Here is a 24,782-nt window from a genome sequence, read left to right as displayed (position 1 = left end):
GATGATATAAACCATGAAAGTTTTTCAAATTTTATGGATATTAGCATTAGGAGCAGGTCTTTGGGCCTGCTCTTCTGCTTCTGTATTTGTCCAAACTGATAAAGTTGAAATCAATACTGCTACATCTCCAGATGATAGTCTGCAGGCTTTTATTGCGCCATTTAAAAAAGAATTGGCTGCCAATATGGACCGAGTAATAGGATTTGCCACTGGAGATTTATTGCGAGACCGACCTGAAGGAGCTTTGGGAAATTTCGTAATCGATGAAACAGAAAATTACCTCAAAGAATACGATTGGTTGAAAGGCAAACATTATATTTCTATTATGAATCATGGTGGTCTAAGATCACCCATTTCAAAAGGGAATATTACTGTAGGAGATATTTACCGACTAATGCCATTCGATAACACCATTGTTTTGGCAAAACTTCCAACAAGTGAATTAGCATCGATTGTTGCTTATTTAAAGAATTCAGGTGGCGAACCCATCGGAGGATTTCAAATTAATGGAGTTGAAATTAGTTTTAACAACCAAGCAATTTTAGAAGATACATTATATGTCATCACCACCGATTATTTGTCAAATGGAGGAGATAACATGAGCTTTTTTAAAAGAAGCTATAAAACTACAGATACTGGAATCTTCCTCAGAGAAGCATTAATAAAAAGGGTGGAAGCAATAGATACACTTCGTCCAATTTTGGATAACCGCATAAAATGGTAATATGGAACGTCGCATATTTTTACAAAAAAGCATAGTTGTTGGAGCAGGATTAGCCATTAGTCCAAGTTTATTGAGTTTCCCAAAAGATCCTCAAAACTTAGAGAAAATCACCATTCTTCATACCAACGACACCCATTCAAATATTGAAACATTTCCAGCTACTCACGCCAAATATCCAAATCAAGGAGGAGTAGCTAGAAGATACGCTTTATTAAAAGAAATAAGAAAACAAGAGAAAAATGTACTGTTATTTGATGCAGGAGATATTTTCCAAGGAACACCTTATTTCAATAAATTCCACGGAGAATTAGAAATGAAACTCATGACCCACATGGGCTACGATTGTGCAACAATGGGGAATCATGATTTCGATGCCGGATTAGATGGTTTCATAAACGCCTATCAATATGGCAAATTTCCTTTCGTCTGTTCAAACTATAATTTCGACAATACTATCCTAAAAGACGTCACAAAGGAATACCAAATCTTCAATAAAGGACCTTTTAAAGTTGGAGTTTTCGGTTTAGGAGTTGGACTAAACGGCCTAGTTGCAAAAGCGCATTTCCAAGATACAGAATGGTTAAAACCAATTCCAATAGCCAACCGAATAGCCAAACATCTTCGCTTTGAAGAAAAATGTGATTTAGTGATTTGTCTTTCCCACTTAGGCTACAAACCCAAACAATTTTTAGACAACGATCAATTATTGGCTTCCGAAACAGAAAACATAGACCTCATTATTGGTGGACACACGCATACCTTTTTGCCTAAACCAGAAATTCATTTTAACAGATTGGGCGAAAAGGTGCTGATAAATCAGGTGGGTTGGGCTGGATTGGCTATGGGGAGGATTGATTTCTTTCTAGGGGAGAAGAAGAGGAACAAGCGACATGATTTGGTGATGGTGTAGGGGCGATTTGCAAATCGCCCCTACACCACCACCCAACATCCACCACCCAACATCCACCACCCAACATCCACCACCCAACATCCACCACCCAACATCCACCACCCAACATCCACCACCCAACATCCACCACCCAACATCCACCACCCAACATCCACCACCCAACATCCACCACCCAACATCCACCACCCAACATCCACCACCCAACATCCACCACCCATATCCATCGCACATATCCATTACACATTTGCAAATCGCCCCTACATTATTACAAACAATCTCATTTTTTTCACTATCTTAACATAATACTTAAATCAAATATTATGTTTAACCCAGAAAAACACCACCGCAAAAGCGTTCGACTTAAAGGTTATGATTACTCTTCCATGGGCTTTTATTTTATAACAGTTAATGTAGAAGATAAGCTGAAATTGTTGAGTCGTATAGAAAATGGAAAGCTAGAATTAACCAAAATTGGACAAGTTTTGGAAGAAGAATGGAAAATCACAGAGAAATTGCGTAAAAACATTCAACTTCACGACTATGTAATTATGCCAAATCATTTTCATGCAATCGTAGAGATAAGACATTCTGTAAACAAGGAGAATGAAGTTGGTCAATTTAAAGCTCCGAAAAATTCATTGGGCGCGATAGTTAGAGGTTTTAAAGGTGCTGTAACTAGAAAAGTAGTTGCAAATAATCTGTATAAATCCTCTTTTTGGCAGCGAAGTTTTGATGATAGAATAATTAAAGATGAACCTAGTCTGATGAATGTGAAGAAATACATCAATGATAATGTGAGGAATTGGGATGATGTGTAGGGGCGGTTTGCAAACCGCCCTTACACAAACCGCCCCTACGCAAATCCCACACAAATTTCCCAAATTTCAACACCCAATTTGATTTGTTCTCGTACATTTGCAGAAAACAAAACAATTATGTCTGTACATAAGAATGTGAAGCGTGTAACCACTCATACGTTGCAAGAAATGAAAGATAACAAAGAGAAAATCTCGATGTTAACTGGATATGATTTTTCGATGGCTAAAATTATTGATTCTGCTGGAATTGATGTCATTTTGGTTGGAGATTCGGCTTCGAATGTGATGGCTGGACACGAAACAACTTTGCCAATTACTTTGGACCAAATGATTTATCATGCGGCTTCTGTAGTTCGTGCGGTAGAACGTGCTTTGGTAGTGGTGGATATGCCTTTTGGTTCTTACCAAGGGAATTCGAAAGAAGCGTTGGTGACTGCGATTCGAATTATGAAAGAATCTGGTGGACACGCTGTGAAAATGGAAGGTGGACAAGAGATCATTGAATCTATTACACGTATTCTTACGGCTGGAATTCCAGTTATGGGACATTTGGGATTAACGCCACAATCAATTTATAAGTTTGGAACTTACGTGGTAAGAGCTAAGCAAGAGGAAGAAGCAAATCGCTTGATTGAAGATGCTAAGGCATTGGAAGCAGCTGGATGTTTTTCTATCGTTTTGGAGAAAATTCCTGCTGAATTAGCAGCAAAAGTTGCTAAGGAAGTAAATATTCCAATTATTGGAATTGGTGCTGGTGGAGGAGTTGATGGACAAGTTTTGGTGGTTCACGATATGTTGGGGATCAACAATGACTTTAATCCACGTTTCTTGCGTAAATACCATAACTTATTCGAAGAAATGACAAACGCAGTGAAAAGCTATATCAGCGATGTGCGTTCTGGAGATTTCCCTAATAAAGAAGAACAATACTAGGAATGGCAATTGACGTTATTTATGAGGACAACCATCTGATCGCGGTCAACAAAGCTTCGGGTGACATTACCCAAGGCGATAAGACGGGTGATATGCCGTTGCCTGAAATAATAAAACTTTGGCTAGCCGAAAAATATAAGAAGGAGGGCAATGTCTTTTGTGGTGTTATACATCGATTAGACCGCCCTACTTCTGGGTTAGTGATTTTCTCAAAAACGAGTAAAGCACTTTCCAGAATGAATGAATTGTTCAAAAATCAAGAAGTTGAGAAAGTGTATTGGGCTATTGTGGAAACAAAACCCCAAACTGACACTGGAAGTTTACTGGATTACTTGAAAAAGAACACTGATCAAAACAAAAGTTACTCTGTAAAGAAAGGAACACCAGAAGCAAAAGAATCTGTTTTAGATTATAAATTAATTGCTCAAAGTGACCGCTATTTTTTATTAGAAGTAAATCCAAAAACAGGAAGACATCACCAAATTAGAACGCAATTGGCTAACATCGGTTGTATTATTAAAGGTGATGTGAAATATGGCGCAAAACGTTCCAATAAAGATGGTAGTATTTCATTGCATGCAAGAAGAGCCAAATTTATTCATCCTGTGAAGAAGGAACCAATTGAAATTACGGCAGATGTTCCCAATGATCCGTTGTGGAAGTGGTTTAAGAAGGAAGTGGAGTGAGATTTCTAGATGTTAGATGTTAGACTTGTGGACATTAGACTAGTGACATTAGATGTTAGACAATTTTGATTCGCTTCAAAATCTAAGTGTTTCATTGGCGAAGTGTACATTGTCTTCGATATTTCGGTGTCTTCGTCGCCTTCGACAAGCTCAGTCACCGAAGTCACCGAAGAGCAATCCGTTGACCGTCGAATGCAATGTTGGCAAATGGAAAAGCGTTTCGAAGTAACAGAAAAGATTTTTTTTAATGTCCTCCCTCTGTATCTCTCCCGATTATTTCGGGACAGGCTCTCCAAAGTGAGAGTTGCTCCGAACTAATATTTAATGCTAATTGATGTAAATTAAAATGATAATCTAATAGCTTTTTGAAGTGCAAAATCCGCAATAATCTGCGTTGATTGCAGTTATCTTGCGGTGAATAGCTTGTCGAAGGCCCGCGTTCCATTACAGCGCAACCAAAACCGCTCACTAATGCCATCTTCGACCTCATACTTTATCAGTTACACATTCATCAACTTTCATCTTTTTTCGACCAATAACTCCCTTTCGAATCCCTACCTTTGCAGAATTAAACGATTAGAACATTTATCATGGCTTTATTGATTGAGAAAGATACAATTTGTGCATTATCCACTGCAAATGGAGTGGGAGCAATTGCTGTTATCCGTGTTTCAGGTGAAGAAGCATTAACATTGACTTCGAAAATATTTTCAAAGGATTTAACGAAGGTGGACACGCATACTGTTCATTTTGGAACAATTCGAGATGCAGACAATAATGTAATCGATGAAGTTTTAGTCACTGTTTTAAAAGAAGGAAAAAGTTTTACTGGTGAAAACACCACTGAGATTGCTTGTCACGGTTCAACATTTATTCAGCAGCAAATTCTCAATCTACTTTTTAAAGCAGGTTGTAGAATGGCAAAAGCTGGAGAATTTACCATGCGGGCTTATTTCAATGGACGAATGGACTTATCTCAAGCTGAAGCAATCGCTGATTTAATTTCTGCGGATTCTAAAAAAGCGCATGAGATCGCAATGAACCAAATGCGTGGTGGTTATTCTGATAATATTCAACATTTACGTCAACGTTTAATGGACTTTGCTTCATTAATTGAACTAGAACTTGATTTCTCAGAAGAAGACGTTGAATTTGCCAGCAGAACAGAATTGAATGATTTAGTTATTGAGTTAAAAGAAAAGTTAACCTTACTTACTGAATCTTTCGCTTATGGAAATGCAATAAAACACGGAGTAAGCACTGTAATTGCAGGTCAGCCGAATGCTGGGAAATCAACATTGTTGAATGCATTACTCAACGAAGAACGCGCAATCGTTTCGTCAATTCCAGGAACAACAAGAGACACAATTGAAGAACGTTTAACAATAGACGGAATTCTTTACAACTTTATAGACACCGCTGGAATTCGTGAAGCAACAGATGAAATTGAAAAAATAGGAGTAGAGCGAGCTATTTCTCAAGTGAGCAAATCGAACATTTTACTTTATGTTTTTGATGCCAACGACCTTACAAAAGAAGATGTTAAAATCGATTTAAAACGTTTAGAGCGCGATGGTTTATCTATAATTCTCCTAGCCAACAAAACGGAAGACATGGATACCGCTAAGTTTGCTGATTACAGTGAAAGGTATCCAGTCATTGCGATTTCGGCTAAAAAACACGCTGGCTTAGATGCTTTAAAAGCAGAATTGGCTAAATCTGTAGCGTCTTTGGCCACAGAAAGCGATACGATTGTAATCAATGCAAGACATTACGAAGCTTTTTCAAATGCTTTGGCCGATATGTCCAAGGTTGAAGAAGCTTTAGAATTGCAGATTTCTGGAGATTTATTGGCCATGGATATTCGCAGTGCTATAAGGCATTTGTCTAGTATAACTGGTGAGATAACTTCTGATGATTTGTTGGGGAATATATTTGCTAATTTCTGTATTGGAAAGTAACTATATCAAAGTAGAACAAGATGTATCAATGTTAAGTATTGTTTATTAGTATGTTAGTTGATTATTGTTGAAAACTATATAACACAAAACTAATTCAACTTTGTGTTATATTGATGGTTTTTGTGTTACATTTGGTTTTGTAAACACAAATAACACATAAAAACACAAACATGAAGATTACAGTAAGAAGCCGAAAAGCAAAGAACGGAGTGTCAAAACTTTTTTTAGATATCTACGATCCTTCTGCAAAGAAAATAAGAACATCAATTACTCTCGATCTCTTTGTTTATGAAAATCCTAAAGGGTCGCAAAAAAAGAGCAACAAAGAAGCGATTGAAGCAGCAGAACGAATCAGAGCTAAAAAGACAATTGAATTTGCATATGATAACAATTCCTTATCTGAGCTGAGTGGAAAAGATAAGTCAGTAATAAATTTTATAGATTATTTTCAAGAGCAAACTGATAAGAGATACGATAGCCTTGGTAATTATGGGAATTGGGATTCAGTTTGTAAATATTTACGCAAATTCTGTCCCGACGATATTTCCATAAATCAAGTTGACGCAAAATTCTTAGAAGACTTTAAGTATTACCTTGAGCATATTGCAAGAACTAAAAGCAATACAAAACTTTCTCAAAACAGTCTTTACTCTTATTTTAATAAAGTCAGAGCATGTTTAAAACAAGCTTATAGAGAAGACCTTATTTTGAAGAACCCTTCCGAAAAAGTAAAAGGTTTTAAACAAGGAGAAGTTGAAAGGGAATATTTGACTTTTGAGGAACTTCAAAAAGTAGCAAAAGTTGATTGTGAGATACCACAATTAAAATCAGCTTTCCTTTTCTCTTGCTTGACTGGAATTAGATGGTCTGATATTAATAACCTTCTATGGAAAGATTTGCAATATTCAGAAAACAACAGTTATTGGTTCGTTCGTTTTCGTCAGCAGAAAACAAAAGGTGTAGAAACTTTACCTATTTCGCAACAAGCTCACAGTTTACTTCCTGAAGTAGAAGCGGACGAAGAAAGAATATTCAAGGGTTTAAAATATTCTGCTTGGCACAATATGAAATTACAACAGTGGGTGATGAAAGCAGGCATATCAAAGACCATCACTTTCCATTGCGCTAGACACACCTATGCTACTCTTCAATTAACTAATGGGACTGACATTTATACTGTATCAAAACTACTCGGCCACCGTGAATTAAAAACTACACAAGTGTATGCTAAGATTATAGACCAGAAAAAAGTGGATGCTACTAATGCAATTCCTATATTAGATTTATAATGATTGATTTCTACGAAATATTAAAAAGACTGACGAATTCATATAAGAATAGTATTCAATCTGAATTGATTGAAGATGGATTCGTCAATTTTGATAAACTTAAGCATCATTCAAAGGTATTAACTGAAGAGTCTATACTCATTGAGTTATTGAAAAAACCTTTATTTAAAACTCTAAATGAGACATATCTTAAAGGCGAGAGTTTAAACCTAAAGCTCAACTCTATACATACATATGAATCAATTTATAAAGAATTAGTTAGTGGAGGAGTTTTACGAATGAATCAGGCTCCTTCAAAGGTGATGAAAGGAGAGAAAAAAATATACCAAATACCTACTTCTTTTAATATTGCATTTCCGACTTATGAGATTTTAAATAGGAATGAATTTGATAAGGTCAGAAGAGAAGTATTTAAACAATTTATTTCATTAATTCTTTTTCAAAAAAAATGTAATATTTTAAAGTCATTCTTAGATGTAATAGCAGGCGGTGGTACTTTTGCTGCTGCTGAAATAAACAAAATAAAAACCTACTTAGATAAAAGGAGTGATTTTTTTATGGTTAAATTCTCTGATAATAAAGACACAGCTAGAGGGGTTGAATCCAAATTGAAAATCAATAATAATTATACTTTTAAAAAGGAAAATATTTTATTATACAAAACGTTTTACTCTGATAAAGCAATTCACCGTTATAAGAATTTTAACCATGAAGATTTTAATTTTCCTGTAACAAAAATATTTAATGACTTTGTGAATTTTGGTTTTATATGTAATTCTGTGAAGAAAATCGAATTCCTAAATCTTTTTATTGGCAAAGAAATCCCTCCTTCTGATAAGGTCTACTGGATGGGTACTCCGTGGGATTTGAAAATTTTCACAAGAACAATGGCACAATCTAATTCGATCCAAAAATTGGACACTCAACAACAATGGTTTGTAGCCTCTCATTGTTTTAAGGTTAAGTTTAAAGGGATGAATGAGCCAGGAAATATTCCAAAATATGAAAGCTTGTCAAAATCCAAAATTTCTAAAAAGGACAATACTACAAAACTTGAAGAACTTTGTGGTAAATTGATTTCGCTTTTCGAAACCTCGAAATAGAAGGATCTTCGATTAAATTATTTCCTCATTGTTACTGCATCATTCAAACCATTTGCTCGAATGTTTCTCGAAATCGAGTAATTCTGCCTTGTGATAGTTTGTGATTCATCGTTAATTCGTTCCAGCAATGGCCATTTGCACTTTTTATTAACATTTAAAAATTAAAAAGATGGAACAAAATAAAAGACCGATATTTTCTCTCTCTGTAGAAGAATATGTTGAATTACACAAATCACTTCAACAAGAATATAAATATCTTCATCTAGAACCTGAAAAGGTCGAAGAATCCAAGCCTGATATAATCTATTCAGATGAAGCTGCTGAATTAACAAATTATACTAAAAGTACACTTTACACGAAAGTTTCCCGTGGTGAATTACCAAGAATCTCTTCTCGTCGTCCACTTACTTTTTCAAGAGCGCAATTAACTAAATGGATGCTAAAAGGTAGACCGACAGTAGCTGATATGATCGCAGAAGAATTTATGAACTCTAAAAAAGCGAAGAGATGAAAAAGAAAGAATTTTTAGTATCCGAAATCCTTGATTCTTTTAATATAACCAAAATTAAGGGTCATTTTTCTAAGAAGAAATATGACTTAGGAAACGGTAGGTATGGAAAAGATATCTTTACGTTTTTTGTTAAAAAAGAAGAAAAAGGATATGTCGTTAAGATTGGAGGAGTGTATAAACATGGGATTGTCAACCTCCTTCATAAAATGGGACTTTGTTATAAAAAAGAACATGGCGTTTTCATCTTGATTAGAAAACAAAGGAATATTATTTATGAAATTTCTCATAAAGAGATAAAGGATTTAGTGAGCGAGTATTTATATCAACTCCCATATTTAGAAGTAGAAATTAATGGTTCAACTGAATCGTTTTCTCCTGAAGCACAAATTGAACTTTTTTATCGACAAACAAATTTGGTTCTAAACGATAGTTTTCTTGAATTTTTAAAAGAAGACAAGACATCTATCATAACCGATACCTCTGATAGTGTCATCTTATTTTTTGATAATGGTATACTTGAGGTTACTGAGTCTGATGTTAATTTAAACAGCTATAGCTCTTTTACAGATGGATTAGTTTGGAGAGAAAGTGTAATAGATTTTAAACTAGGTATCAAAGATGTTGAGAAGTGTAATTTTTCACTATTCATAAATAATGTTTGCAATAATGATGAAGATAGAGTCCTAGCTTTAAAGTCAGCATTAGGTTACTTACTTCATTCATTTAATCGAAAGTCAGGCGGACAGATGGTTCTTTTATATGATGAGTCTATTACTAACTTAGATAGTCCGCAGGGAGGAACAGGAAAAGGAGTTATAGCGAATGCTATAGCGACGCTTCGTGAAACAGTTAAAATGGATGGGAAGAAATTTAAAGGTGATAACCGCTTCGATTTTCAGGATGTCACAGTATCAAGTAGGGTCCTATGGTTGGATGATGTAGGTAAACAAATGGATATCGACAGATTTAATTCAATTTCCACAGATGGATTTAATATTGAGAAAAAACACCAAAAATCAATCTTGATTCCTCCTGCATCATCTCCAAAAATTTTAATTTGTTCTAATATTATTCTTGACTGTTCTGGTACCACAAGGAAAAGACGTCAATTCATCATTGAATTATCAAATTATTATTCCTCTAAAATCACTACAGGAATCGAAGAGCCAATTGTAGCGGAACATGGTGCTAGGTTTTTTACTGACGAATGGGATAATGTAGAATGGAATCGATTTTATTGGTATATGATTGACTGTGCTAAGCTTTATTTAAGCAAAGGGTTGATTCCTGCACCGGGTATAAACATAATAGAAAATAGATTGCGACAAATTATCGGAGAAGACTTGTATAAATGGATAAAGCTCAAGGAGTATACAGTAGGTGAAAACTACAATACAAAAACTGAATTTAAAGAGTATAAAGATCTCTATGAAGACGGAGATGAAAAATGTACGCAGCGCAGTTTTAGTAATAAGTTAAAAAGCTTTTTTAACCACCAGAATAAATCAATTGAGTTTTTTACAGAAAGTAGAAATAGTGAAAAAATAAGTCTTTTTAGAATTAGGAATTAAGATTCCTTTAAATAGGGTATACCCTATTATTAATATAACATGAATTAGGATATACCCTATTGCAGAATATCCTAATTCCTTAATTCCAAAGATTATGAAGTATAAAAATGAACTCGACAAGTCGAGTAAGAAATTCTATTGCCCAAAATGTAGCAAAAAACGTATGGTGAGATTTATTAATCTTGATGGTGATTATCTACCAGCAGAGTACGGTAGGTGCGACCGAGTCTTGAAATGTGGCTACTTTAATAAGCCTAATGGAGGAGATGATATATCCAATATGCATGTAATTTATCCACCAAAACCAAAACCTCCAACGTCATTTATAAAAAGAGAAATTTTTGAGGCATCAATGCGTGGATATGAACGAAACAATTTGTATCAGTATTTGATAAAACATTATGATGAAAACTTAGTAAAATATGTTTTTCTTAAATACAATGTTGGAACTTCGAAAGCTTGGGGAGGATCTACTGTGTTTTGGCAGATGGATGGCTCTGGAAAATTAAGGTCTGGAAAAGTGATGAAATACAACGCTGATAGTGGTAAAAGAGTGAAGAAACCAAGACCTTTGATTACATGGGCTCATTCTCTGCTCAATTTGAATCAGTTTAATTTAAAACAAGTGCTTTTTGGTGAACATTTACTATCTGATTTAAATAATGAAAATGTGGTTTGTTTGGTCGAGTCTGAAAAAACAACATTAGTATGCGCAATAGAGTTTCCTCAATTTAATTGGATAGCGACAGGCTCATTTCAGTTATTCAGACCTAAATCATTACAGGTATTAAAAGAAAGTAGTATAATTGTTTTTCCCGATACAGATGCGCATGATGCCTGGGTCAAAAAGGCTGCTGAAATTTCTACTGATCTAAAAATAGAAATAGATGTTTCTGATTTTTTGAAAAAGAAGTCAGTTAAAAGTAATTCTAAAAAAGGTTTAGATTTAGCAGATATTCTAGTAAGGAATAATGATATAAAAGCTCAATTGGAAACAGAGTTTAATACTATTCTTAAAACTAAAATAATGCGTCATCCAATATTAGGGAAAAATATTGAATCATTTGATAAAGATATGGTTATAGATTTATCTTCATTTAAAAAGTTGCTTTGCTTTAGCAAAATTGGTTAAATAATTTAATTTTAATGCGCCTTGAATATAAATTAATGTAATTCAAGGCGCATTTATTTGTATCTAACTATCTTATTTCTAATTGTTCAACTAAAAATTTTTGTAAATCAGGCATTGAGGATATAACCGTATGTTTACCTGATAATTTTGATTCTACTCCTTTACTTAAAATTGATTTAAATTGCTTTTTTAAGATGTTGAATTTTGAAAGTTTCAAAAGAAACTTTTCTTTCTTTTAATTCCTTAACAATCATTATGAAAGCAAGTTATTTATGATTTGTTACGAGTAGAAATATCTTCATGTTTCTTTATATTGTAGTAAATTATTAAGCCACAAGCTGCAATTCCAATAATCAATATCCAATTGAATTTGTTTTCCGGTGGATTATCAGATATGACATTTGTTTCAATATTTAATACAGATCCAACACTTGGTGCCTTGACTATCTTTAAATGATTTGGTATAGTTTCAATAACTTCTCCTATTTCTAAATATCTACTCATCTCTATTGAATTTTATTAGTTCATATTTTCCGATTTCAATTAGTCTCAAACCATAATCATAAACTCCGAAATATTGATTTCCTTCGCTTTCTCTTATGTTGTTAAAGAAATTGAAGTTATACCCACATCCAAGTAAATAGTCTTTTGATTGGATAAGTTTATCAGCGTTTTCTAAAACATCAGAAAGTATTTGCCAATTTCTTTTGATTTGAATGTCAACTTCAGCCATTTGGTCGCGTAATTCCTTCGCTTTAGCATTGTTATAAGCTACTTGATTTTCTCGATTTGCAAAACGTTGATTACTTCGTTTTGCATAAAATATTTCTCCAGTGTAAGGGTCTTTTTGTTGTATCATAATTAATTTTTTTAACTAAGATACTGCTCTTTTTACTTGAATTAAAACTTAGTAAATGAAGGTTTATAAGTGATAATTTGATTTAAATTGATTTGTTTTAATCTAATTTGAAATGGAAGAAAAAGGTGTGGAAATAAGTTGATTTTTGTTAATAAGTTTCCTGTTTAATAAAAGTCTAACATTTGTTTTTCAAAAGAAATTGAAAATAATTTTAAAAAAGGATTATCTTTTTTTATGTACATAGTTTAAATTGTTTTATTTTTCTTAGAAAGAAATATTTCGAAAATAAGTTTGATATTCTCTTTAAATTAAAACCATTTTGTTTCAAGTTGAAACTTTACAACATTTAAAGAGTGAGGTTTATGATAAATTTGATTAATGAAAAATAAAAGTGTTCCTTTATTGATGCCAAGTAAGTACTTCTTTATAGCTAGGTTTGATTTATTATTTTCAAAAATAATAAATCAAACCTAGCTAAGTGTTTTTGGGATTAACAAAACCAATTTTAATTTTTGTTGAAATTATTTTTTGAAGCCATCACAACATAATCTAAATTAATATAAACTCTTTAACCTAAATAATATGAAACCTAATGAACCCGAAAACTACTTAGAAGACTTTGAAGAGCTCAATACCGAGCCTATTATGAGTTTGCAAAAGATAGAGTGGTGGCTTCTAAAATATTCGGATGCTTACGCTGAGATTATGCTATATTTCAAAGAGAAGAATGTTAATTATGATACCAAATTTGTAGTCTACACTGAGTATCAAGATACAATTATGAATCCTTATATGGAATTTATATACTATTTTAATTTTATGGATGAAATTTCTCTAATTGCAAAAAAAGAAGCGTTTTTCAAGAAAGAACTCAGAGAATATCGACAAATATTGCATTCCCGTGAAAAAACAACACAATGGCTCGCCAAAAATGAAAAGGTAGGACTTGGTGATTTTCCTGAATTTATTTGGTCATATTATCGCTATTTTACAATTGGCGGAACATTATGGATAGGTGATAAATGGAATGAGATTGGATTTTTTGTAGATTGGAATCGCTTTTGCTTTACCTTATATTTCTGCAAGGTATTTAGTGAATTGTTTTGGAATCAAAAATTACTGCCCCATAGCCTAGGTGATGCTATTGACGAAGTGCGTAAAGAACAAATACTATATTGGTTAGAATATTATGGGGAGTGAGCAAGTTTTTTCTAAAATACTCTAAAATCTTTATCGCGTTAAAAAGGCTTGACGTGTTATACAATAAATCGAGAATATAAATGGGATTTAAAATGGGGGATTCAAAAATAATCAAAGGAATTTGTATCAAAACAAATGCGCTAGACTACTTTGGTAACGAAGATGGAAAGTGGTTCTTAGAGGTTGGAAAGGAATATGAGTTTTTGTCAATTAGATCAGGAATAAAAGAAGGCAATCATGCTACAATGGTTGTTTATGCAGACAAAATTAATGATTATCGTCCATCGGGGTTGGAGCCAATAGAGTTGTTTGAAATTGATTTAGATAATATCTCCGAAATCTATCATACAATAACGAATTCAGATAATGAAACAATCATAGAGATTGAGGCTTTGTCGGACAAACACCTAAATCCAATCCATGATGCCTTTTGGGAAGTTTTGTTTAATGAAGACGAAAAGGTTAATAAAGTTTACTTTGAAATACTGGATAGGTTGGGGTTTAGGCTAGTGCTCTAATGCATAAATTCCATCACTTATTTCACTCCTCTTTTTCCTTTATTCTTCGTTAAAATTTTAAACCGTAACTATGGCTATGCTTGAAAATTTTGCCTTGTCTAAAGAAAAAAATTAAGCGAAATTTAAGCATCGTTATTTATGAATTACAGCACTAGGGTGAAATGGGAAGCTTCATTTAAATGAGATACTATTTTTTTATAACTGGATATTGTTCTCTAAATAAATGCCATAAATGATGATGTCTTTCGATTGGGTCTTCCTCACTCCTTATTTTTATTGGCTTTGTAGGTATATGCAGGTGCTTTGAAACCACCTCAAAAAAACCTTTGTATTTAGGATCATGGTAACCATATGAATCAAATGCATATTTAAACCTCATATGTTTGAATTCTTCTTTGTATTGCTCTTTATAAAGATTGAAATAATGAATGAATTTTAAAATTTCATCTAAGCCGTCTATCCTGATTTTACAATTTTCAAACTCAAAATATCCTTTTTCTAAATTGGATTCAATTTTTTTGTCATAATAAGATATTAACCAAATAGGTAATCTTTCATACCTAGCGAGCCAAGGGATTATTTCTTCTACTTTTGTTGGATCTATTTCTAAGAATTCGTGATAGCCTTTTTGTGCAACAAATTTATAGATTTCATAATTGAAGTATTTTAATTTTCTGATCCGTAGAAATGCTCTGAAGAACTTATGAAACTTAGTTAAACCTTTTCTATCATAATAAAGACTTTCTTCAAAAAGAGAGGAGTATTTTTCAATCCAAGCGACATATTCAGAAAGATCTCTAATGTCTTTTTGTAATTGGATAAGTTCTTTAAATGCTTGACTACCTTCTCTATCTTTTTCTATAGTATACTCATTTTGAAATTGTGGTAGTTTATCAATTTCCTCAATACAGAAATCGAGTGATTGACCTTTCGATTTGAAATCCTGACTATAACTTATGACTCTTCCAATTTCAAAAACTATGATATCTTTTTCTTCATAAAGGATTAACTTAAAATGATCCGCATCAATACTTTCATTAATAACGTTCTCCGTTTTACAAGCTATAAACTGAATAGCAGATTTTGGCTGACCATCCCTACCATGGCCAATTGTTGGATAAAGAAAAAGTGAAGTGTTACCTCTCTGTTTTAATGTGTTGAATACATCATCGATGGCTTCTAAAAAGACTTTAGGACTTGTTTGTAAGAGATAATCCTCTTGAGTTAAGAGTTTTCTCAAGCCGTTTATGTCCATGTTTTGGAAGCAGGTTTTTACTTTTTCTAGTCTTGATGACATGGGATTTACACTTTAAAATTAAATATCGTTTGTCTTCTCACTTTTAACATAGGGTTATAGAATAAATATAGTAAGCTCTTTTTAATTTCTACATAAATTCTTATTGATTCAAATTGTATCATATATTTAACTGATAACCCCAATCAAACTATACAACCTCAAAAACCTCTCCCACATCACCTTATCAATCTTTTCAAGCTGCTCTACTTTCAAACCAGTCAATACATCAAAATCTTTCAATCTGGCTAAAGCTGTAAACTTAAATAAATCATTGGCCTCTGTTAAGTCTGATAACAAATAGGAATCACCATTGATAGATGCCATTTCGACATCTAGGTCTCCATTTATCAACTTTTCAGCATTAAGAAGCGAATAGGCCTTTTTACCAAACTCTTCTTGAAATGAAAGGAGCAGTAAGCCCACTTCACTTTTTATTTGTGATGAATTACTGTTCTGTAAATACCATAATAAGCGTTCGATTGAGTTTTTAGTTTCCCATAAACCCGCTGTTAAGATGGAAGTAGCTGGTAAGGTTTTTAGTTTTTTAATTGAATCGTTGTATCGATTTTTTGACACGAATAACTCATCTAATTTATCTTCATCATTTGTTGATTCTAAAATCACTACATCTGACCAGCCTAATGACCATGACTTAATATTCGGAGTAGCGTTAATTTCGTTTCTAATGGCTAAATCATTATAGAAGCGCATGTGTTTATCTGAAGCGTGGTAAGTGTAGCCATCAAGGTATATCGCTACTTCCTTATATGCTAAAAGCTCATCAATATCTTCGATAATTTCACCATTTCGTTCCAACTGAATGCATTTGATGTAAAAGTCTGTTCTTGTATCAATTCCTACACCGTCTTTTTCTCCTAATAGAAGTTGGGGTTTTATCAAATATGTAATTTTACCATCTTTAATTGGAAGTCCTAAGTGGTATGCAACTTTACCGTTTTCTTTCTTGTCTTCAAAGGTGTACTTAGTGTTTTTCTGACCTTTCACATACTTTCTAAGCGCATGAATAAACTTTAGTTCCAATTCACTTTCCTCAATCATTCCTGTCTTGGTTAGTGAAGATATCCCTTGGGTGATTTCTTCCCAATCTTTTTTTCCTGCTGCGCGAACTATTCTACCAAATAATTCTTCAGCTCCTTCACGGCTAAGATCTTCTCTTGTGTATTGATTTCCATAAGAGAGAATACATCTGTAACAACCGTCCTTTCCGTTATCTTTACATGAACAGTCTCTGATGCTTTCATAAGCTCCTTTTAATAGTTTAGTAAACTCAATAGGATTAAAAAGTTTTTGGAGATAACCTGTTCCTCCAGGAACTGTATCATACATTACTAAATACCTATCAAATCGATCGTTTGCTTTGTTGTATTCTGAGTAAAACTCGAATGCAACATGGTCTGGATTTCCATTGTAGTATTTCTTTAATCCCAATTGGAGGCCTGACTGAAACATAAGCTGAGTTGCTTCATTTAGAAACTCTTGAACTGGAAGTATTATTTTTATTGCCTCGGTTCTTACACTTCGGTAGAGGAAAACTTCTTCAAAAATGTCATCAGTGATATTGTTATATTGTTCCTCTTTGTGCTTACAGTAGCCATAGTGAAATTTCTTATTTTCAAACTGGTGTACTTCTCGTGGTTTAGAAGTTGATTTACCACAATGTCTGCAGGTAACAAAACCATGACGAGCAATTTCCTCGTGTTGATTTATGGTCAAGTGGTTTGAATGTGGAACCCCAGCTCCTAAATTGATTTGAGTTAACTCAACATCTTTCACGTACTCAATTCCAAAAGGAATCTTCGTCATTCCCCAAGTTCCTTCAATCGTATTTGGATTGAATTTGAAATGAGTTGAAATGCGATAGTTTTTTTGCTCTCTTTCGTCTTTGGAATCGTTTAAAGCAGATTTATTTCTTGAATTAACTGATTTTACCGAATGAAGCTTTGCAAACCTATGTTTGTTGGATGCAGAATTCCACGATTCATGATCACATTTTGGACAAGCTCCTTTTTCTGCTTTTACATCTTCTTCTAAATGATCACAATTAGAACAAAACCTCATGGTAACTAAACTTGACTTTTGACCACTCCAATCATAAGTGTTAAGGCCTGTAATTTCCAACTTATTTCCTTGGCTATAGAAGAAGTTGTCCGGTGCATATTCTTTTAAAGCACCAGTTGCTGAACGAATAATTTCGTAGGATTGATTTACTGGATCCTGCTCAGCTCCCTCTGGTTTAAAGCCATAAACATGGGCATTCAGAGTTACCCCTGTTTCAGGGAAAGCATAATTTGGAAGAATACCGACATTCGTTAAGTGCTCAATTACTTGTCTTAATTCTAATGACTTTTTTAGCTGCCACAAAGATTTTATCTCTTGTTCGAGCAACTTGCGTTCATCATCTTCTTTTCCTAAATCCTTGTCTTTAATGAATTCTTCAATCTCTTTCTCTTTTTCAATGAGGAAGAAGATTTCTTTTCTTAAATCTTCAAAAACATCTAATATTTTGCGTTGAAAAGCGCCTTGTTTAAAACTCGTTTTAATTGTTTCGATTAACTCTACGTCAACTTTTCCATCATAAACAGCTATGAAATTATCGAAAAGTTCTTTTTGATTGTCAAAGACAAAACTTATTAATTGATTAATAAAAAACGAAGTATCAGTAGTTTTCGTTTTAAGAAGATTCAATGATTTTATCATTCCAGGAATACGGTTTCGTTCTGGATCATCCTTGGTCCAACTATCAAAACAATAGGCTGTAAAGTGACGAATTAATATATCCTTTGCATTTAAGAAGCATCCTGGCGTAGCAATGTCTCCTTCCATCATTTCTAAAGGTTCTTCATAATAGAACAAGTCGTGCGCTTTGTTCTGTGCGAAGTTTTCTATTAGAGCGGTTCCTGATGAACGCCCTGCACGCCCAACTCTTTGTAAGAAGTTGGATGGGAGGGGAGGGACACTTGTATTTATAGCTGTGTTCAATGACCCTACATCAATTCCCATTTCTAAAGTAGATGTTGCAATTAATGTATTTAATGAGTTATATTTTGGTCGCTCTTTAAAGTCTGACTCTGTATGTTCTCTAACAGATCTTTCTAAAACACCGGTATGTTCTGCTGCATATATTCTAGGAGAGTTTGTTCTGTTGTAAATCAGATTATAATAATTGAGCTTATTCTCTTCAGACTTTTTATAATGTCCTGAACAACGATAACCTAAACAAGAAGTATCTAAAGTCATATCGTCTCCTTCTGTAACTTGTAAAGTTGAAGAGCACGTATCACAATGATAATTAGCGACTTTGTTACTCACCTTTATGTTTTCAGGAAGTAGCGCATAGTTCTCTCCTTCTTTAGTCACTTGCTGACTCATTAGACCGTTGAATGTTAGTTTATCAAATAACAATTCATAGAACTCATTGATAACAGCATTATTTACCACAGTCAATTGGAAACTCTTCGCGAAATAGGAATGATACCAATTGGTTGTCTTGGCAAATGTAGTGTCTAAAACTCCTCTGGTATGTACACCGTTACTAATCAATTTTGGAATTCTTGATTTTGGACCAAAGTTTTTATTTAAATAGTGTCTTGAATCTCTCATCCAATTCAAATCCCATAGTTTCAATTCATTCGTTCTGAACTTAGATAGGAACTCATGATCTATGGCTCCACGTTTTCTCATGCGGTGCAGAATTCCATTTAAAAACTTAACAAACTGTTCCTTTTCAATACTACTCAACATATTGGCCTGCATCCAGTCCAGCATGTCATCAAAAGTAGATTCAAAGAGTTCTTTGTTAAAACTCACTGCTGAAGAACCTGTTTTTTCTAATGTTCGTCCAATGGAAGCATTGTATCCAAATTCAGATAATATCTCCCAATGAATTCGGGTGTCAAATTCTTTCTCAAAAGCTTTAGAAAATGAATTGGTATTTGGATTACGGTAATCTTCTACTTGTGCTTTCCCAATATAATCTGAAGGAAAGAAACGGTAGAAATAAGCTTCTAAATGATTCGCTTCTTGAGGATCAGAATTGCTTTTCCAATAGCTGATAAACTCATCTTTTAAAGTTTCTAAATCAACTGGTTTTCCAATGTGATTAATCACTTTTTGTAAAGATGCTCTGAATGTAAAACGGTAGTTTCTTGCTTCTACGAAACCTGCATGATGCGCAGCATCTTGTACTCCATTCGTAAAAGCCAATACCTTACGGTACTTTTCTCCTCGTTCATCTAAATCAGAGGATAGGATTTGACTGATAGAAACTGAATTCAAAGTAGCTATACGTGTACCGATGATACTCATGTCGTTTGCAGAATTACATTCTGGACAGGTATGAATGTTCTTTTGGTCTTTCACCTTCCGGTATGCAATCATGTGCATACGCTGTTCGGTGATGTGATCCATGTGTTTTAAATCTACTTGATGGACGAAAGGTGTAATTGTAGTTGTTGGATCATATTCATCTATCCCATAATGTGCTTCTTCATGGGTGTTTGTAAAATATATGTTCTTATGATTCGTAAAATACTGTTCATAAACTTCTAAAGGATCTAGCTCAAATTGATTTCTGTTGTCATGTTTTACCGCTAACCATCCGCTCGCGCCACACTCTCTACAGAAATAAGGAGGTAAAGCTGCATTATGTTCTTTTCCAACAATTTTATCTCTCCAAGTGAATGTTGGTTCTTCATTGAATTCTCTCAACAAACCACTCATTTCTCTTACCCAAATCTGAATTTGAAGAAACAAAAATGGAAATCTTCCCTCTTCATCTGATTTTGCTTCAGCAACCAATGCTAATATAGAAGTTATCACTTCCTCTTTTGGCGAAAAGTCACCCTCTGCTTCGTATTCTGCTAATCTTTTAAACTCTGGATTGATGGCTTCAACGCCTTCGATTAAATCAGCTATGGAGACAATTTTATCAGATAAAACACGCGAAATGTCTTTTACAACTTTTAGTTTTTTTAGTTCCTTCGATAGATTATAGGCATCAATATTTTCAGGTAATTGCCATAATTTCTTTTGGCGAATAACGTAATCTACATAGTTTTCATTTATACCCAATCTACTTTGCTGTAAGCCAACAATTCGAGGAATAAAAGTATCCAATTCTTCATCTGGTATGGTAAAAAACTGATCTGAACTCAATCGGTGTTCAATGATTACGGAATCAGCTGTGAAATGCTCTCCAAAAACATCCGAAGCATATTCGGTCAACAATTTAACTGAATCTTCTCCTTTACCAATGGTCGCAGAAGTTCCTACAGGACATAAATGATTTTTCGGCGTATTTAATTTAAGCTTCAACCTACGAATAAGATTAGCAACGTCTGTTCCTTGTGCTCCATCATAGGTGTGTAATTCATCCAATACCAAGAAACGCAGCAACTCAGGATTATCAAAATTGTGTGTCCAGAGCTGATGAAAGTTGTGACGCATTAAACCGTAATCCAACATCTTAAAGTTGGTTAGCAAGATATCAGGCGGATTACTAATGATTTCATCTCTGTTTTCAATGATATGGGTTTCTCCCATGTTCTTTGGAAACTTCGATTTGTCTTTCCCTTCCCCAATAAACAAGCCTGCTGTAATTTTACCATTCAACCTTTCATCCCCATGAATCAACTCTGCCAAACGTTTGGCTTGATCGGTTGCCAAAGCATTCATAGGATATAATATAATTACCTTTATCCCTCTTTCATCCTTGTGTTTGTGACAATAGTCTAGAATAGGGAATAAGAAGGACTCCGTTTTACCCGAACCTGTTCCTGTTGTTAACAAGGTAGGTTTTGGTTGATGTCCATCTTTTGTATGCAATCTTTTAAACGCCTCAAACTGGTGCTTATAAGCTGAGAAGTTAGGTGAAATTTCTAAAGGCATTTCTTCATTCGAAGCGGCAGTTTCAAAAGGTAATTTCAATGAAACATAAGGTCCTTTAAAGATTCCTTCTTTTGGATCTTCTATAAAGTTGTAAAAAGCATCAGACACCTTCTTTTCCTTAAAGCTAAATGTAGCTTTTAAGTATTCAATGATGGACTGTTTTACCTCGTAGGCTTGTTGTAATGGTAGCATAGTTTATACAATTTTAAATTCTTTTTCAGTTTCAAAACAACAAAACTCTTTTGAGAAGCCCTTATCATAACTTCTTTGAGTATCATATTCTTTAGTAACTTTATAAAAGTAAATATTGAAGGGGATTTCACACTTTCCTACAGCCACATATTGTTGCTGCTCACCAACACTGTTTACTAATCTCTCATGCTCATGTTCTTCGCAAGGATAAATAAAACCAGAATTAACAACCTCATAAGTACTAGTATATGAAGCCAAATAAGTAATTAATTGGAACCTGTCCTCTCGATTCACTCCTTTATCTTTACCATCAACACGGAATCGTTTGTATTTCACGTCAAATACTCCGATTTTATTATCTCCGTAATCAATTATAACGTCTGGGAATAAATTATTTTCATCTATTCCGTTTGGAACTTTAAATTCTTTTTTATTTTTCTGATGGATAGTAAATTCTTGATTAAGAACTTTACGAATATGATGTTCAAACAATAAGGAAATATCGAAGATGAAAGCTGAGAAATCACTTTTAGGATTGTTATAACTTAAAAAGTTATCGTCGATGATGTTTTTTGATAAATTATAAACCTCATTATACTTTTGGTAATAGGGGTTTTTAACTCTAGTAGATAAATCTCGTTTTCTGTCATTTTCAAAATGAACATTATCATAAGCTCTTTTGATATCAATTATATCATTAATTAAATTGCTGTATTTTGATTTAGCAACCTTTGCAATAGCCTGTTTAATAATTCTATTTATATTATTTTCATAGCTATGTTCCTTAAAGGTACAGGTGGTTTTTCCGTTAAAAAAAGGTTTTTTAATAAAGTCATTAATCTCAATAGCACCTCTCACTGTAGAAATATCTTCTGTAATACTTTTATAATTTTTATACATCCCTAGAGTAAATGCTTTCTTTAAAAGCATTCTCCAATATAAAATCATTATCCACTCTCCTAAACCTAAATCATCGCTTTTACCACCGAAGTTTTCTAATTCAATAAAACCACTAGTATTGGCAATCATGTATTCCAAAAAGGAATTCCCAAAACGACAATTGATGTTAAGCTGATTGCCCTTATAAATAAACGACCCTACTATATTTCCTGTCTTGATTTTAAAAGTATCATATGAATTACCTATGATTTCAATGACTTTTTGATCTTGATTAACATCAAACTCTTCATCCCGATTTATAAAATTAATTATTGAAGAGCTTAGATCATATGTTTCAATGTTTTCTCTTATACCTTGTAAAAAAACCTCAATGCCCTCTCTTCTTATAAGGCCATAATTTTTTCGTGCCTTATTATAAGTAGAACAATTAAAGTTTTTAGTTAACTCAATACTATCCGCTATCCTATTCAAACGATAGTCATTGTCAGTGATATGATTTTTAAAATATTCTGAAGCTATCATATCTTAAACAAATGAATTTCTAAACCTTTGAATTTTTTCATTGGATTTTTTTTCATCTCCTAAACCTCTTAAATATTCTTCCAATAATGGTTGTATAAAGCTTCCCCATAAAAACTCTTTAGCTTTAACAATAGAATCATACCGATCACGATTTGTTTTTCGCAACTCTAAAACATAAGATTGTCCAATGCGGTAGTTCTTATCTAGAATCTCATCACCCTCAATTAGATTATTAAGACGCAGTAATGAATCTGAAAGGTTTTTACAATCTTCATAGCTCCATCCTCTCCCTGAGGACATCAATACAGATTTAATTACAGAATAATTCGGATGAACTTCCTCCCACATAAAACGTCTTCTCAACGCAAAGTCAAAAGTATCTACAGATCTATCAATATTATTCATTGTTCCAATTAGATATATATTCTGAGGTACAAAGAACCAGTTTTGATCATCCTCAAAATAAAAAGCAGAATCATCGTTTTTATTTTTACATAAATGAGCGTACTGAGTTTTTATCTTTCCTTTTACACCTCTGTATTCAAGGCTCAACATTAATTCTCCAAAAACTTTAGAAAGTTCTGCTCTATTAATTTCGTCTATGATGAAAAAAGCCGGTTCAATCCAATCTTGAATTGTTAGCTCAGTGGCAAACTCCTTATCATTACATCCTAAAATTTTCTTTTGTTCATCGTTAAGATCATTTATACGGATTTGTGAAAAATCATATTCCAATTTTTTAAATTTTTTATTTTCAATAAAATCATCTGATTTGTACAATGCTCTTTCAAGAATACTGTTATCCTTGCAAAACTGTTTAAATGTACCATTAAACAATTTCAACTTCCCATCTTCAGTTGGACGAATTCCTTCGAAGAAGTCTTCATAAGAATAACTTGGGTGAAACTGAACAGTTTGAATACTGTAATCATTTAAAACAGACCTTCCCACTTTTATTCTATGCAGGTCAATATATTTTCTAGCATTTATATCTGAGATAAATGTTTTTCCTGTTCCAGGCGCTCCATAATAAACAATCGCTTTTTTTAAATCCAACTCATCATTAAGCATATAGTAAAGTTCCCATGTAAACATTTGTCTTAAAGCAGGATCATCCGTCTCGATTAATTTACATAATTCATCATGTTTTTCAATTGGAGTGCTTCCCGAAACAGTAACTCCTAATTTAGTATCTAAAACACTAAGCAACCTATCCATTTTTCCATTAGCATCTGGCGAGCCAAAAGTATGTGGATGTAAAGTTCTGATAAACCGGTTTTTAACAGCAAACTGATTTTTATCCATTTTCAACAATTCATCGATTTTTTTATCCGTTTCTACACGATCATCCTCAACCAAGATGTTGTAAAGTAATAAAGCAGATGCATTCTCTCTAATTATTTTTTTGTGTGGATTTTTTTCAGTATCCCAAACCACTCCTTGACTTACATCTCCCACACCATTACCTTGTAGAAAAATGTATCTTTCTAAAAACGATTCAGTATTTGTGATTTCATTAGCAGAACATTCTGCAAAAACTTCATTTAGTTTTGACTCTTGGTCTTCTATTGACAATTCAGCGAAGTTCTCTTCCGCTTGCAATGTTTTTTTTATTGCCTGTACAATATTTATGTATTTTGTCAATCCACGATACCAGTTTTCAAGTTTCGGCTCATGATGTGCTACATAATAGTCAAAGTATAATTGAACTTTGTTTTTTTTAATTTCTGTCATAATTTCTAATTCTAA

The 24,782-nt window shown here is 33.4% G+C and carries 21 protein-coding genes; 13 read left to right on the top strand and 8 right to left on the bottom strand.

Translation table 11 applies throughout. The features are described 5' to 3' along the window. The first annotated feature begins 13 nt into the window (after window positions 1–13). Window positions 14–724, top strand: coding sequence for a 5'-nucleotidase C-terminal domain-containing protein (locus ERX46_RS05510; RefSeq protein ID WP_130092840.1), 711 nt, complete (start codon window positions 14–16; stop codon window positions 722–724). Window position 725: 1 nt separating this feature from the next. Continuing rightward, complete coding sequence (locus tag ERX46_RS05505) at window positions 726–1,634, top strand: bifunctional metallophosphatase/5'-nucleotidase (RefSeq protein WP_130092839.1); 909 nt, start codon at window positions 726–728, stop codon at window positions 1,632–1,634. Between the two features lie 20 nt (window positions 1,635–1,654). Here the strand turns inward: ERX46_RS05505 and ERX46_RS05500 are convergent, their stop codons facing one another. Continuing rightward, complete coding sequence (locus ERX46_RS05500; protein WP_130092838.1) at window positions 1,655–1,858, bottom strand: hypothetical protein; 204 nt, start codon at window positions 1,856–1,858, stop codon at window positions 1,655–1,657. Between the two features lie 96 nt (window positions 1,859–1,954). On the opposite strand from ERX46_RS05500, the gene ERX46_RS05495 reads away from it, so the two are divergent. From ERX46_RS05495 to ERX46_RS05485, 3 genes are all read left to right on the top strand, one after another. Further along, window positions 1,955–2,452 (top strand): transposase, encoded by a 498-nt coding sequence (locus ERX46_RS05495; RefSeq protein ID WP_130092837.1) that lies wholly within the window; start codon window positions 1,955–1,957, stop codon window positions 2,450–2,452. A 117-nt stretch (window positions 2,453–2,569) separates the two neighbouring features. Then, on the top strand, window positions 2,570–3,385 hold the full coding sequence (panB, locus tag ERX46_RS05490) for a 3-methyl-2-oxobutanoate hydroxymethyltransferase (protein ID WP_130092836.1): 816 nt from the start codon (window positions 2,570–2,572) through the stop codon (window positions 3,383–3,385). A gap of 2 nt (window positions 3,386–3,387) precedes the next feature. After that, window positions 3,388–4,071: an RluA family pseudouridine synthase gene (locus ERX46_RS05485; RefSeq protein ID WP_207214126.1), complete on the top strand. Its 684-nt coding sequence runs from the start codon at window positions 3,388–3,390 to the stop codon at window positions 4,069–4,071. A gap of 244 nt (window positions 4,072–4,315) precedes the next feature. Here ERX46_RS05485 and ERX46_RS05480 read toward each other — a convergent pair whose 3' ends face one another. After that, a complete protein-coding gene (locus tag ERX46_RS05480; protein ID WP_130092835.1) occupies window positions 4,316–4,561 on the bottom strand; it encodes a hypothetical protein in 246 nt (81 codons plus the stop codon). A gap of 100 nt (window positions 4,562–4,661) precedes the next feature. On the opposite strand from ERX46_RS05480, the gene mnmE reads away from it, so the two are divergent. From mnmE to ERX46_RS05450, 6 genes are all read left to right on the top strand, one after another. Continuing rightward, window positions 4,662–6,032: a tRNA uridine-5-carboxymethylaminomethyl(34) synthesis GTPase MnmE gene (mnmE, locus tag ERX46_RS05475; protein WP_130092834.1), complete on the top strand. Its 1,371-nt coding sequence runs from the start codon at window positions 4,662–4,664 to the stop codon at window positions 6,030–6,032. 170 nt (window positions 6,033–6,202) lie between these two features. Beyond that, complete coding sequence (locus tag ERX46_RS05470; RefSeq protein ID WP_130092833.1) at window positions 6,203–7,321, top strand: site-specific integrase; 1,119 nt, start codon at window positions 6,203–6,205, stop codon at window positions 7,319–7,321. A gap of 65 nt (window positions 7,322–7,386) precedes the next feature. Then, window positions 7,387–8,424, top strand: a complete 1,038-nt coding sequence (locus tag ERX46_RS05465) for a hypothetical protein (protein ID WP_130092832.1) — start codon at window positions 7,387–7,389, stop codon at window positions 8,422–8,424. Window positions 8,425–8,593: 169 nt separating this feature from the next. Continuing rightward, window positions 8,594–8,935, top strand: a complete 342-nt coding sequence (locus ERX46_RS05460; protein WP_130092831.1) for a helix-turn-helix domain-containing protein — start codon at window positions 8,594–8,596, stop codon at window positions 8,933–8,935. Then, window positions 8,932–10,506 (top strand): primase-helicase family protein, encoded by a 1,575-nt coding sequence (locus tag ERX46_RS05455; RefSeq protein ID WP_130092830.1) that lies wholly within the window; start codon window positions 8,932–8,934, stop codon window positions 10,504–10,506. The genes ERX46_RS05460 and ERX46_RS05455 overlap by 4 nt, the downstream gene beginning before the upstream one ends. Window positions 10,507–10,600: 94 nt before the next feature. After that, complete coding sequence (locus tag ERX46_RS05450) at window positions 10,601–11,638, top strand: DUF6371 domain-containing protein (RefSeq protein ID WP_130092829.1); 1,038 nt, start codon at window positions 10,601–10,603, stop codon at window positions 11,636–11,638. A gap of 270 nt (window positions 11,639–11,908) precedes the next feature. Here the strand turns inward: ERX46_RS05450 and ERX46_RS05445 are convergent, their stop codons facing one another. Together ERX46_RS05445 and ERX46_RS05440 are read right to left on the bottom strand one after the other, a co-directional pair. Next, window positions 11,909–12,142: a hypothetical protein gene (locus ERX46_RS05445; RefSeq protein WP_130092828.1), complete on the bottom strand. Its 234-nt coding sequence runs from the start codon at window positions 12,140–12,142 to the stop codon at window positions 11,909–11,911. Continuing rightward, the gene (locus ERX46_RS05440; protein ID WP_130092827.1) at window positions 12,135–12,497 is read right to left on the bottom strand and encodes a hypothetical protein; all 363 of its coding nucleotides are present in this window, start codon (window positions 12,495–12,497) and stop codon (window positions 12,135–12,137) included. The genes ERX46_RS05445 and ERX46_RS05440 overlap by 8 nt, the downstream gene beginning before the upstream one ends. A 582-nt stretch (window positions 12,498–13,079) precedes the next feature. On the opposite strand from ERX46_RS05440, the gene ERX46_RS05435 reads away from it, so the two are divergent. Then, window positions 13,080–13,697 carry a hypothetical protein gene (locus tag ERX46_RS05435; protein WP_130092826.1) on the top strand — a complete coding sequence of 206 codons (618 nt, stop codon included), beginning with the start codon at window positions 13,080–13,082 and terminating at the stop codon, window positions 13,695–13,697. Window positions 13,698–13,777: 80 nt separating this feature from the next. After that, a complete protein-coding gene (locus tag ERX46_RS05430; protein ID WP_165366160.1) occupies window positions 13,778–14,215 on the top strand; it encodes a hypothetical protein in 438 nt (145 codons plus the stop codon). 187 nt (window positions 14,216–14,402) lie between these two features. On the opposite strand, the gene ERX46_RS05425 is transcribed toward ERX46_RS05430, so the two are convergent. The 4 genes from ERX46_RS05425 to ERX46_RS05410 form a co-directional block, all read right to left on the bottom strand. Further along, a complete protein-coding gene (locus ERX46_RS05425; protein ID WP_207214125.1) occupies window positions 14,403–15,455 on the bottom strand; it encodes a hypothetical protein in 1,053 nt (350 codons plus the stop codon). A gap of 183 nt (window positions 15,456–15,638) precedes the next feature. Continuing rightward, window positions 15,639–21,611: a DEAD/DEAH box helicase gene (locus ERX46_RS05420; RefSeq protein WP_130092823.1), complete on the bottom strand. Its 5,973-nt coding sequence runs from the start codon at window positions 21,609–21,611 to the stop codon at window positions 15,639–15,641. Between the two features lie 3 nt (window positions 21,612–21,614). Further along, window positions 21,615–23,033, bottom strand: a complete 1,419-nt coding sequence (locus tag ERX46_RS05415) for a 5-methylcytosine restriction system specificity protein McrC (RefSeq protein ID WP_130092822.1) — start codon at window positions 23,031–23,033, stop codon at window positions 21,615–21,617. 3 nt (window positions 23,034–23,036) lie between these two features. Continuing rightward, complete coding sequence (locus tag ERX46_RS05410; RefSeq protein WP_130092821.1) at window positions 23,037–24,767, bottom strand: AAA family ATPase; 1,731 nt, start codon at window positions 24,765–24,767, stop codon at window positions 23,037–23,039. Window positions 24,768–24,782: the final 15 nt, after the last annotated feature.

It is taken from the genome of Brumimicrobium glaciale (assembly GCF_004152935.1).
GTDB classification, from domain to species: Bacteria; Bacteroidota; Bacteroidia; order Flavobacteriales_D; family Crocinitomicaceae; genus Brumimicrobium; species Brumimicrobium glaciale.
Note: the sequence above shows the minus strand (reverse complement) of the source record. Positions and strands in the feature narration are given on the sequence as shown.

Coding starts and splice junctions, on each gene's coding strand:
- ERX46_RS05505 (WP_130092839.1), top strand. CDS start 726: ATGGAACGTCGCATATTTTTACAAAAAAGCATAGTTGTTGGAGCAGGA.
- ERX46_RS05415 (WP_130092822.1), bottom strand. CDS start 23,033: ATGATAGCTTCAGAATATTTTAAAAATCATATCACTGACAATGACTAT.
- ERX46_RS05450 (WP_130092829.1), top strand. CDS start 10,601: ATGAAGTATAAAAATGAACTCGACAAGTCGAGTAAGAAATTCTATTGC.
- panB (WP_130092836.1), top strand. CDS start 2,570: ATGTCTGTACATAAGAATGTGAAGCGTGTAACCACTCATACGTTGCAA.
- ERX46_RS05440 (WP_130092827.1), bottom strand. CDS start 12,497: ATGATACAACAAAAAGACCCTTACACTGGAGAAATATTTTATGCAAAA.
- ERX46_RS05470 (WP_130092833.1), top strand. CDS start 6,203: ATGAAGATTACAGTAAGAAGCCGAAAAGCAAAGAACGGAGTGTCAAAA.
- ERX46_RS05460 (WP_130092831.1), top strand. CDS start 8,594: ATGGAACAAAATAAAAGACCGATATTTTCTCTCTCTGTAGAAGAATAT.
- ERX46_RS05455 (WP_130092830.1), top strand. CDS start 8,932: ATGAAAAAGAAAGAATTTTTAGTATCCGAAATCCTTGATTCTTTTAAT.
- ERX46_RS05500 (WP_130092838.1), bottom strand. CDS start 1,858: ATGGATATGGGTGGTGGATGTTGGGTGGTGGATGTTGGGTGGTGGATG.
- ERX46_RS05480 (WP_130092835.1), bottom strand. CDS start 4,561: ATGAGGTCGAAGATGGCATTAGTGAGCGGTTTTGGTTGCGCTGTAATG.
- ERX46_RS05435 (WP_130092826.1), top strand. CDS start 13,080: ATGAAACCTAATGAACCCGAAAACTACTTAGAAGACTTTGAAGAGCTC.
- ERX46_RS05445 (WP_130092828.1), bottom strand. CDS start 12,142: ATGAGTAGATATTTAGAAATAGGAGAAGTTATTGAAACTATACCAAAT.
- ERX46_RS05495 (WP_130092837.1), top strand. CDS start 1,955: ATGTTTAACCCAGAAAAACACCACCGCAAAAGCGTTCGACTTAAAGGT.
- mnmE (WP_130092834.1), top strand. CDS start 4,662: ATGGCTTTATTGATTGAGAAAGATACAATTTGTGCATTATCCACTGCA.
- ERX46_RS05510 (WP_130092840.1), top strand. CDS start 14: ATGAAAGTTTTTCAAATTTTATGGATATTAGCATTAGGAGCAGGTCTT.
- ERX46_RS05420 (WP_130092823.1), bottom strand. CDS start 21,611: ATGCTACCATTACAACAAGCCTACGAGGTAAAACAGTCCATCATTGAA.
- ERX46_RS05485 (WP_207214126.1), top strand. CDS start 3,388: ATGGCAATTGACGTTATTTATGAGGACAACCATCTGATCGCGGTCAAC.
- ERX46_RS05410 (WP_130092821.1), bottom strand. CDS start 24,767: ATGACAGAAATTAAAAAAAACAAAGTTCAATTATACTTTGACTATTAT.
- ERX46_RS05430 (WP_165366160.1), top strand. CDS start 13,778: ATGGGATTTAAAATGGGGGATTCAAAAATAATCAAAGGAATTTGTATC.